Origin of the sequence: Achromobacter sp. Marseille-Q0513 (assembly GCF_018195695.1) — a bacterium.
GTDB lineage: Bacteria > Pseudomonadota > Gammaproteobacteria > Burkholderiales > Burkholderiaceae_B > Achromobacter.
The window spans coordinates 1-10018 of the sequence record NZ_JAGTJY010000209.1; the positions used below are offsets into that span (position 1 = coordinate 1).

8 protein-coding genes and 1 pseudogene are annotated in these 10018 nt (G+C 69.8%); 1 reads left to right on the plus strand and 8 read right to left on the minus strand.

Annotated features, from left to right (window positions below):
- The 3 genes from KDH83_RS26910 to KDH83_RS26920 form a co-directional block, all read right to left on the minus strand.
- A partial coding sequence (locus KDH83_RS26910) for a cytochrome ubiquinol oxidase subunit I (RefSeq protein WP_212321317.1) occupies window positions 1–1043 on the minus strand: 1043 nt, incomplete at its 3' end.
- A gap of 257 nt (window positions 1044–1300) precedes the next feature.
- Complete coding sequence (locus KDH83_RS26915) at window positions 1301–1987, minus strand: alpha/beta hydrolase (protein WP_212321319.1); 687 nt, start codon at window positions 1985–1987, stop codon at window positions 1301–1303.
- A 101-nt stretch (window positions 1988–2088) separates the two neighbouring features.
- On the minus strand, window positions 2089–2979 hold the full coding sequence (locus KDH83_RS26920; RefSeq protein WP_212321321.1) for an EamA family transporter: 891 nt from the start codon (window positions 2977–2979) through the stop codon (window positions 2089–2091).
- Between the two features lie 160 nt (window positions 2980–3139).
- Here KDH83_RS26920 and KDH83_RS26925 point away from each other — a divergent pair, with 160 nt between their 5' ends.
- Window positions 3140–4036 carry a LysR family transcriptional regulator gene (locus tag KDH83_RS26925; protein ID WP_212321323.1) on the plus strand — a complete coding sequence of 299 codons (897 nt, stop codon included), beginning with the start codon at window positions 3140–3142 and terminating at the stop codon, window positions 4034–4036.
- Window positions 4037–4058: 22 nt separating this feature from the next.
- On the opposite strand, the gene phbB is transcribed toward KDH83_RS26925, so the two are convergent.
- The 5 genes and pseudogenes from phbB to KDH83_RS26950 form a co-directional block, all read right to left on the minus strand.
- The gene (phbB, locus tag KDH83_RS26930; protein WP_212321325.1) at window positions 4059–4820 is read right to left on the minus strand and encodes an acetoacetyl-CoA reductase; all 762 of its coding nucleotides are present in this window, start codon (window positions 4818–4820) and stop codon (window positions 4059–4061) included.
- Complete coding sequence (locus KDH83_RS26935) at window positions 4810–5277, minus strand: hypothetical protein (RefSeq protein WP_349291677.1); 468 nt, start codon at window positions 5275–5277, stop codon at window positions 4810–4812. The genes phbB and KDH83_RS26935 overlap by 11 nt, the downstream gene beginning before the upstream one ends.
- A gap of 48 nt (window positions 5278–5325) precedes the next feature.
- Window positions 5326–6450 carry an ABC transporter permease gene (locus KDH83_RS26940; protein WP_103271149.1) on the minus strand — a complete coding sequence of 375 codons (1125 nt, stop codon included), beginning with the start codon at window positions 6448–6450 and terminating at the stop codon, window positions 5326–5328.
- A gap of 1 nt (window position 6451) precedes the next feature.
- Window positions 6452–9199: a ribosome-associated ATPase/putative transporter RbbA gene (gene rbbA / locus KDH83_RS26945; protein WP_212321329.1), complete on the minus strand. Its 2748-nt coding sequence runs from the start codon at window positions 9197–9199 to the stop codon at window positions 6452–6454.
- Window positions 9199–9855: pseudogene (locus KDH83_RS26950) on the minus strand (HlyD family efflux transporter periplasmic adaptor subunit); the annotation flags it as partial. The pseudogene KDH83_RS26950 and the gene rbbA, both read right to left, overlap by 1 nt.
- Window positions 9856–10018: the final 163 nt, after the last annotated feature.

Genomic DNA, 10018 nt, shown 5'->3' on the forward strand with positions numbered 1-10018 from the left:
CGCCAGCGCGTCCACAGCGCCCAGATGGCCAGCGCGATCATCAGGAGACCCAATCCGACCATGATGCGGAAGGACCAGAACACCACCGGCACGTTGGGCCGGTCCGCGGCCGGATAGGATTTCAGGCCGGGGAACTGCCCGTCCCAGCTGTGGGTGAGGATCAGGCTGCCCAGGCGCGGGATGTTGAGCGCGTAGCGGGTTTCCTCCTTGTCCATGTCGGGCAGGCCGAACAGGGTCAGCGGGACGCCGGCGCCCGGCTCGTTTTCCCAATGGCCTTCCATGGCGGCGACCTTGGCGGGCTGGTGCTTGAGCGTGTTCAGACCGTGGAAGTCGCCCACCACGGCCTGCAGCGGCGCGACCAGCAGCAGCATGCCCATGGCCATCGCGAACATCTTCTTCACCGCCGGGCTGCGGTCGCCGCGCAGCAGGTGCCAGGCGCCGGACGCGCCCACCATCAGCGCGGTGGCCAGGAAGGCGGCGATGCCCATGTGCGCCAGGCGATAGGGGAAGGACGGATTGAAGATCACCGCCAGCCAGTCCGTGGGGACGACCTGGCCGTTGATGATCTCGTAGCCGGCCGGCGTCTGCATCCAGCTGTTGGACGCCAGGATCCAGGTGGCCGACACCAGCGTGCCCAGCGCCACCATCACCGTGGAAAAGAAATGCAGGCCGGGCCCGACGCGCGACCAGCCGAACAGCATCACGCCCAGGAAACCCGCTTCCAGGAAGAAGGCGGTCAGCACCTCGTAGGCCAGCAGCGGGCCGGTGATGCTGCCGGCGAAGTCGGAGAAGAAGCTCCAGTTGGTGCCGAACTGATAGGCCATCACCAGGCCGGACACCACGCCCATGCCGAAGTTGACGGCGAAGATCTTGGTCCAGAAGTGATAGAGATCCCGGTACACCGTGGCGCGGGTGCGCAGCCACAGGCCCTCGAGCACCGCCAGATAGCTGGCCAGCCCGATGGTGATGGCGGGGAAGATGATGTGAAAGGAGATGGTGAAGCCGAACTGTATTCGGGCGAGCAATAGCGCGTCGCTGTCCATGACGGTCGTTCCTGGTGCGTGTTGAAGCTACGCCGTCAAAGTAGATCTCCCGGCTTGAACAGTACAGATTCAGAGAAAGCTAAAAAAAGCGTATCAGTTTGGTTGAGGGTATCGCGCAAGGCCCGGTTTCATAGGGGAAAAGGCCTGTTTTCCACAATCCGCATAGTGGGGACGAAGCGCAGGAAAAACGGCGCAGCCGGTCCCGGGGGACCCACTGCGCCGCTGCATGCGTGGCGCCTGCGCCACTGCGCCGCTGTTCAGGCGCGCGCCGCCTCGTCGATCAGCGCGGCCACTTCGGGCGCGCGCGAGGCGAGCGAGGCGTGGCTGGCGTCCAGCGTGATGACCTTGCGCGCGTTCAGGCGGCCGGACATCCAGGCCTGGTTCTCGGGCGTGATCATGCGGTCCTGGCTGGAGATCTGGTACCAGCTGGGCTTGTCGCGCCAGGCCGGCCGGGTCACCGTGGTGCCGAAGGCCGAGGCCAGCGGGGCTTTCTGCGTCACGGCCATGACCAGTGCGTCTTCGGTGCTCAGGTCCTGGCAGAAGCTCTCGTGGAACTTGTCGGCGCGTAGCCACAGGTAGCCGTCGCTGTCGGGCGCCAGGTGGGGCGCGGCGGCGGGCAGGCGCTGCTGGGTCAGGCCGCCCGCGCTTTCGCCGGCGTCGGGCGCGAAGGCGGCGATGTAGACCAGGCCCGTGACGTTGGGCTGGTTGCCGGCCTCGGTGATGACGGCGCCGCCGTACGAATGGCCGGCCAGCAGCACCGGGCCGGGCTGCTGGGCGATCATCTTGCGCAGTCGTTCGGCGTCGTCCGCCAGCGAGGTCAGCGGCAGCTCGACGGCGTGCAGGCCGGCGTGGCCCAGGCGCGACAGTTCCAGGATCACCCGGCTCCAATGGGCGGCGCCGCCCCAGAAACCGTGGACCAGGATGATGGTGGGTTTGCTGCTCATTGGGAGTCTCCCGGGATGGATGGGAGTCCGATCATGCAGCAAGCCGGCCGCGCCCGCCATCGCGCTGACTGCCGGATTTACCTATGCATACACATGCGGTCTCAGCCCGGCGCGCGGCGCGGCGCCGCCGGCGCGGCCGCCATGCGCTGGGCGCGCTGGCTCAGCCAGACGCTGGCCACCACCACCGCCATGCCGGCCAATTGGGCCGCGCTCAGGCCCTGGCCCAGCACGCCCCAGCCCAGCAGCACGGCCGTCACCGGGCTGAGAAAGCCCAGCGAGGACACGGCGGCCGGCTCCAGCCTCGCCACGCCTCGGAACCACAGCACATAGGTGAGCGCGGCGCCGATCAGCCCCAGGTAGGCGATGCCGGCCACGTTCAGCAGGCTGAACGCGGGCAGCGCGGGCTCGGCCAGCAAGGCGACCGGCGCCAGCAGGATGCCGCCGGCCGTCAATTGCCAGGACGTGAAGGTCAGCGCCGACACGGGCGGCTGCCAGCGGCGGCTGAGCACCGTGCCCAGCGCCATGGACGCGGCGCTGGCCAGGCCGGCGGCCACGCCGACCGGGTCCAGCGCCGCCTTGGGCGTGAGCACCAGCAGCGCCACGCCGCCCAGGCCGGCGGCCGCCGCCAGCACCGCCAGGCCGCGCACCGGCGCGCCCAGCAGCAGCCGCGCCAGCGCGATCACCAGCAGCGGCTGGATCGCGCCCAGCGTCGCCGCCACGCCGCCGGGCAGGCGGTAGGCGGCCACGAACAGCATGGCCCAGAACACCGAGAAGTTCAGCGCGCCCAGCAGGAACACGCGCGGCCACCAGACGCCCTGCGGCAGCTGGCGCACGAACAACAGCAGCAGCAGGCCGGCGGGCAGCGCGCGCAGCATGGCCACGGTCAGGGGAATGCCGGGCGGCAACATCAGCGTGGTCACCACGTAGGTGCTGCCCCAGATGGCCGGCGCGGCGGCGGTGAGCAGGAGGTCGGAACTGCGGTTCGTGGTCATGTCCTGGCAGCGGCCTGGGCCGGTGTCCGTTGAGGGTTTCGGGGAGATCCAGGACCGTGCATGCGGCGCCTTGGCGTCATGACCGGAAGGCTAATTGAATTCCTGCTTCGTGATAATGGCCATTATGATCGCGATATCGTTCACCAGAGGTAAATAATCCGTGGACCATCTGACCGCGCTGCGGGTTTTCCGGCAAGTGGTGGAGCGGGGCGGCTTCGCCGCCGCGTCGCGGCAGCTCGGCCTGTCGCCCGCCGCCGTCAGCAAGAACATCGCCGAACTCGAGGCCCATGTCGCGGCGCGCCTGCTGAACCGCACCACGCGGCGCATGAGCCTGACCGAGGCGGGCACGCGCTACTACGAGCAGGTCGCGCGCATCCTGGACGAGCTGCGCGAGGCCGAGCAGTCGCTCGGGCCGCTGCAATCCGCGCCCACGGGCACGCTGCGCGTCAGCGCGCCCATGTCCTTCACGCTGACGCGGCTGTCGGCCGCGATTCCCGCCTTCCTGGCGCGCCATCCGGACCTGTCGCTGGACCTGAACCTGGAGGACCGGCGCGTGGACATCGTCAAGGAAGGCTACGACCTGGCGATACGCGGCACGGACCGGCTGGAGGATTCCAGCCTGGTGGCGCGCCGGCTGATGACCCTGGAGCACGTGCTGTGCGCCGCGCCGGCCTATCTGGCGCGTCATGGCGAACCGGCGTCGCCGGCCGATCTGCGCGGCCATGAGTGCGTGCAGTTCACGCTGTCGGGCCATGCCGACGAATGGACCTTCCAGCGCGCGGGGCAGACCCAGCGCGTGCCGGTGCGGGGGCGCTACAAGGTCGGCTCCAGCCTGGCGGTGCGCGATGCCCTGCGCGCCGGCTTCGGCCTGAGCCTGGTGCCGCGCGTGTATGTGCAGGACGATCTGGCGAGCGGCGCGTTGCGCGCCGTGCTGGACGACTGGCGGCCGGTGCAGACCGACATCTACGTGGTGTATCCGTCGCGCCGCCACATGGTGGCCAAGGTGCGCGCCTTCATCGATTTCCTGGTCGAGGAACTGGGCCCGCCCGGGCCTTGAGGCGCGGGCGGGCAGGCGGCGCTCAATACATGTGCTGGCCGCCGTTCATGGCGATGTTGCTGCCCGTCATGAACGCGGCCGCGTCGCTGCAGACGAAGGCCACCAGCGCCGCCACCTCGTCCGGCTCGCCCAGCCGGCCCAGCGGGATCTGCGGCAGGATCTTCTCCTTCAGCACCTCTTCCGGCACGGCCTTGACCATGCTGGTGGCCAGGTAGCCGGGTGAGATGGTGTTCACCGTCACGCCCTTCCTGGCCAGCTCCAGCGCCAGCGACTTGGTGAAGCCGTGGATGCCGGCCTTGGACGCCGCGTAGTTGGCCTGGCCGAACGCGCCCTTGCTGCCGTTGACCGACGAGATGTTGACGATGCGTCCCCAGCCCCGGTCCGCCATGGCCCCGCATAGCGGCTGGGTCATGTTGAACATCGAGTCCAGGTTGCTGCGCATCACCTCGCTCCAGTTGTCGTAGCTCATCTTGCGCAGGCTGGCGTCGCGCGTGATGCCGGCGTTGTTGATCAGGATGTCGACCTGCCGGCCATCCTGCTCCAGCTGGCGGACCAGCGCCTGGCACGCTGCGTTGTCGGCCACGTCGACTTGGTACAGCGTGAAGTCGCGGCCCAGCCCGGCCTGTTCGTCCTGCCAGGCGCGGGCGGCGGCCGCGCTGTTGTGATACGTCACCAGGACCTGGTGGCCGGCATCATGCAGCGCGATGGCGATGGCGCGGCCCAGGCAGCCGGCGCCGCCGGTCACCAGCGCGGTGCGTCCTTGGCGGGAAGCGTCATTGGCCATGGCGGACTCCCGCCTGCGTGGCTTCGCGCATGGCGGCGCAGGCGCTGGCCACCTGGTCGGACATGTTGGACCAGAACTGCGTCACGGGCGTGGTGGCCAGGCCGGTGGCGGCTCCGGCGGCGTCATGCAGCCAGCCGTTCATGGCCTCGCTCCAGCCGGCCGCCAGCGCGGCCTGTTCCTCGAGCGCGGCGTGGGTGAGGGCCTGGCTGGCTTCCAGCTGGGCCTGCCATTGCTTGCGGGTGACCTCGCCCAGCGCCGGCGCGATTTCCTGCCAATTGCCGGACGCCTTGAGCGGGGCCAGGGTGGACAGGTACTCGGAGGCGGCGCCGCCGTACAGGCGCTGTCCCAGCGCCAGCCAGCGCTGCTGGCTTTGCTGGGCCAGCAGGGCGAGTCGCTGGCAGCACGCGGCGTTGGCGCCGAACAGACCCTGGGGCGTGGAGGCTGTAGTCTTCTTCATCATCCGTCCTTTTAAAGTGTCGTGGTAAGGGGCAACGAATACTCGGCCTCAAGCCATCTGGCTGAGGGTCTTGCGAAAGCGGGCCAGCGAGAACATGAACAGCGCGGTGCCGATCAGGGCCAGGGCGAGGAAGGGCTTCCAGACGACGTCGATTCCCGCGCCTCGGTAGAGAATGGCCTGGCCTAGCTCCACGAAATGCGTGGTGGGCGCGGCCAGCATGATGTCCTGCACGAACTGGGGCATGCTCTCGCGCGGCGTGGTGCCGCCCGACAGCATCTGCAAGGGCAGCAGCACCAGCACCAGCAACATGCCGAATTGCGGCATGCTGCGCGCCAGCGTGGCCATGAAGATGCCCATCGAGGTGGTGGCGAACAGGTGCAGGGCCGCGCCGGCCAGGAACAGGGCGACGGACCCTTCTATCGGCACTTGCAGCAGCCCGCGCACGATGAACGTCAACGATAGCGCGGCCGACGCCAGTACGACCAGCCCCATCGACCACACTTTGGCGACCATGATCTCCGTCGGTGTCACCGGCATGACAAGCAGGTGCTCGATGGTGCCGTGCTCGCGCTCGCGGATCAGCGCGGCGCCGGTCAGGATGATGGACAGCATGGTGACGTTGTTGATGATCTCCATCAGCGCGCCGAACCAGGCCTGGGTCAGGTTGGGATTGAAGCGCATGCGCACCGCCAGGCCCACCGGCGGCTCGGCGCTGGCGCGGTAGCGGCGCGCGAACTCGTTGATCTCGTCGGCGACGATCTGCTGGATGTAGTTGCTGCCGGTGAAGGCCTGGCTCATGCGGGTGGCGTCCACATTGAGCTGGATCTGCGCCGGCCGGCCGGCCAGCACGTCGCGCTGGAAGTCGGGCGGGATGTTCAGCGCGAAGGTGTAACGGCCTGCGTCCATGCCGGCGTCGGCCTGCGCCGGCGTCACCATCGCCGGGCGCGTGAAGTGCGGCGGGTAGAAGGCCGAGACGATGCGTGCCGACAGCGGCGAGCCGTCCTCGTCGACCACGGCGATGGCGGCGTTGTGCAGCGATTCGGGAACGGCCGTGGCGGCCGTGTAGATCATCAGCGTGAACGACACCGTGATCAGGATCAGCATCATCGGGTCGCGCGCCAGGCTCCACAGTTCCTTCACGCCCAGCCGCCAGATATTGGACCAGTGCCGCATCTCAGCGCTCCTGTTTGCGCAGCAGCAGCGCCGACGCGCCCAGCGCCACCGGTATGGCCGCCAGCAGCGGCCAGAACGAGGACTGCAGGCTGGACAGGTCCAGCGCCTTGCTGAAGACGCCTCGGCTGATGGTGAGCATGTGCGTGGCCGGGTAGACCTGGCCGATCAGCTTGCCCATGCCTTCCAACGAGGCGACCGGCGTGAGCAGGCCGGCGAACTGCACTGCCGGCACCAGCGTGCCGATCATGGTGAAGAACAGCGCCGCGATCTGGCTGCGCGTGAAGGTCGAGGCCAGCAGGCCGATGGCGGTGGCCACCACGTTGTAGATCAGCGCCGCCAGCAGCAGCGTGGCGAAGCTGCCCGTGACCGGCACGCCGAACACCGTCACCGCCAGCAGCGCCATCAGCAGGAAGTTCAGCATGGCCAGCGCCACATAGGGCGCCTGCTTGCCCAGCAGGAATTCCAGCCGCGTGACCGGCGTGACGTACAGGTTGATGATGGAACCCAGTTCTTTCTCCCGCACCACCGCCAGCGCGGTCAGCATGGCGGGCATCATGAGCAGCAGCAGCGGAATCACGGCCGGCACCATCGCCGGCAGGCTGCGCACGTCGGGGTTGTAGCGAAAGCGCGTCTCCACGCCGACGGCGGCCGCGGTGGAGACGCCCAGGCGCTCGCGCGCCTGCTGCGCCAGCCAGCCCTGGTGCATGCCCAGCACGTAGCCACGGATGGTCTCGGCGCGCTGCGGCATGGCGCCGTCGATCCACACGCCGATCTGCGCAGGCTTGCCGCGCTGCACGTCGCGGGCGAAGCCCTGCGGGATCTCGATGGCCAGCGACAGCTCGCCGCTGCGCATGCGCGCGTCCATGTCCCGGTAGTCCGTCACGGGAGCATGCTCGATGAAGTAGCGCGAGCCGGACAGGTTCAGCGCGTAGTTCTGGCTCAGCCCGGTCTGGTCGCGGTCCATCACCGCGTAGCGCAGGTCTTCCACGTCCAGGCTGATGCCGAAGCCGATGACGAACATCAGCAGCAGCGAGCCGGCCAGCGCCAGCGTGGCGCGCACCGGGTCGCGCCGCAGTTCCAGCGCCTCGCGCCACATATAGCTCAGCATGCGCTGCGGACTGAAGCGACGGTGGGCGACGGGGGCGGCGGGTTGGGCGGCGTCCTCGATGGCCGGCGCGTCCGCCTTGGCGCCGGCGCCGGCGTCGATCAGGTAGGCGATGAAGGCCTCTTCCAGCGTGGCCGCGCCGCGCTCGCGCGTGATCTCGGCGGGCGAGGCGCTGACCAGCACGCGGCCCGCGTGCATCAGCGACATGCGGTCGCAGCGCTCGGCCTCGTTCATGAAGTGCGTGGAGATGAAGATCGTGACCTGGTCCTGCCGCGCCAGCGCGATCAGCAGGCGCCAGAAGTTGTCGCGCGCCACCGGGTCCACGCCCGAGGTCGGCTCGTCCAGGATCAGCAGCTCGGGCTTGTGCACCATGGCCACGGCCAGCGACAGGCGCTGGCGCACGCCCATGGGCAGGTTCTCGGGCAGCGCGCCGCGCACCGCGTCCAGGCTGAAGCGCGCGGCCATCTCGTCCACGCGCGCGGGGATCTCGGCCTCGGGCACGTGGAACAGCCGGGCGTGCAGCACCAGGTTCTGTTCCACCGTCAGCTCGCCGTACAGCGAGAAGGCCTGCGACATGTAGCCGACGCGGCGGCGCGTGTCGATGTTCCTCGGGTCGACCTCCTGGCCGAACAGCCAGGCGCGGCCCTCGCTGGCCGGCAGCAGGCCGGTCAGCATCTTCATGGTGGTGGACTTGCCGCAGCCGTTCGAGCCCAGGAAGCCGAAGATCTCGCCCTTGCGGATGCGGAAGTTGACGTGGTCCACGGCCACGAAGTCGCCGAAGCGCATGGTCAGGTCGCGCGCCTCGATGGCGATCTCGGCGTCCTCGTCCAGCGCCAGCGGCACGATGCGCACCGGCTCGTGGCCACGGCGCTTTTCCTCGGGCAAGAGCGCGATGAAGGCCTCTTCCAGTGACGCCGCGTGGCCGCGCGCCTGCAGCCCCGCCGGCGTGTCCTGCGCCAGCACGCGGCCGTCGTCCAGCGCGATCAGCCAGTCGAAGCGCCGCGCCTCGTCCATGTAGGCCGTGGCCACGATCACGCTCATGGCGGGGCGCTCGGCGCGGATGGCGTTGATCAGGTCCCAGAACTGCGCGCGCGCCAGCGGGTCCACGCCGGTGGTCGGTTCGTCCAGGATCAGCAGGTCCGGATCGTGGATCAGCGCGCAGCACAGTCCCAGTTTCTGCTTCATGCCGCCGGACAGCTTGCCGGCCGGGCGCGACAGGAAGGCCGCCATGCCGGTGCTGCGCGTCAGGCTGTCGATGCGGCGGCGCCGCTCGGCCGCGTCATGGCCGAACAGGCGGCCGAAGAATTGCAGGTTCTCTTCCACCGACAGGGTCGGATAGAGGTTCTTGCCCAGGCCTTGCGGCATATAGGCGATGCGCGGGCAGACGGCGTCGCGGTGGCGGCGGTCGGCCATGTCGCCGCCCAGCACCGTCACGCGCCCGTCCTGCGCGGCGCGCGCGCCGGCCACCAGCGACAGCAGGCTGGACTTGCCCACGCCGTCCGGGCCGATCAGGCCCACCATGCGGCCCGCCGGCACGTCCAGCGTCACGTCGTCCAGCGCCAGCACCTCGCCGTAGCGCAGGCTGACGCCGGCCAGCGACGCGACGGGCGGCGCGGCGGAGGGGACGCCGGGTTGCGTGGCCATCAGGGCACCCGGACTTCAAGTTGGGCCGGCCATTGCGCGCCGGCATCCAGCTTGATCCAGGCCACGCCGGGCAGGCCGGTCTTGACCTGCTGCAGGTGCTTTTGCAGCAGATCGGGACTGATCTGGGCCTTCACGCGGAACATCAGCTTCTGCCGCTCGCTGGCGGTTTCCACCGTCTTGGGCGTGAACTGGGCGGTGCTGGCGACGAAGGACACGGCGGCCGGGATCACGTATTGCGGCGCGGCGTCCAGGATGATGCGCACGTCCTGGCCCAGCGCCACGCGGCCGGCGGCCTGCTCGGGCAGGAAGAAGGTCATGTAGACGTCGGCCAGGTCGACCATGTTGAGCACCTTGCCGCCCGCGCCCAGCACTTCGCCCGGCTGCGCCACGCGGTACTGCACGCGGCCGGCGCGCGGCGCGCGCAGCTCGCTGTCGGCCAGGTCGGCGTCGATGCGCGCGACCGTGGCCCGTGCCGCTTCGACCGTCGATTGCGCGCCCACCTGGGCGGCGCGCGCGGCCTCGATGGCGGCGGCGGCGGCCGTCACCTGGGCGCGCGCGGCATGCACGGCGGCCTGGACGCTGCGCACGCGGGCGCGGTCGTCGTCCAGTTCCTGGATCGACGAGGCGCCTTCGCGCGACAGGGTCTCGGAGCGCGCCCGCGTGCGCAGCGTCCAGGCCGCCGTGCATGCCGCGCGCGGCCTCGATGGCGGCGGCGGCGGCCGTCACCTGGGCGCGCAATCGACGGTCGAAGCGGCACGGGCCACGGCCGCGCGCCTCGCCCCCGGCCTGGCCGACACCCAGCCGCGCGCCCCCCGCGCC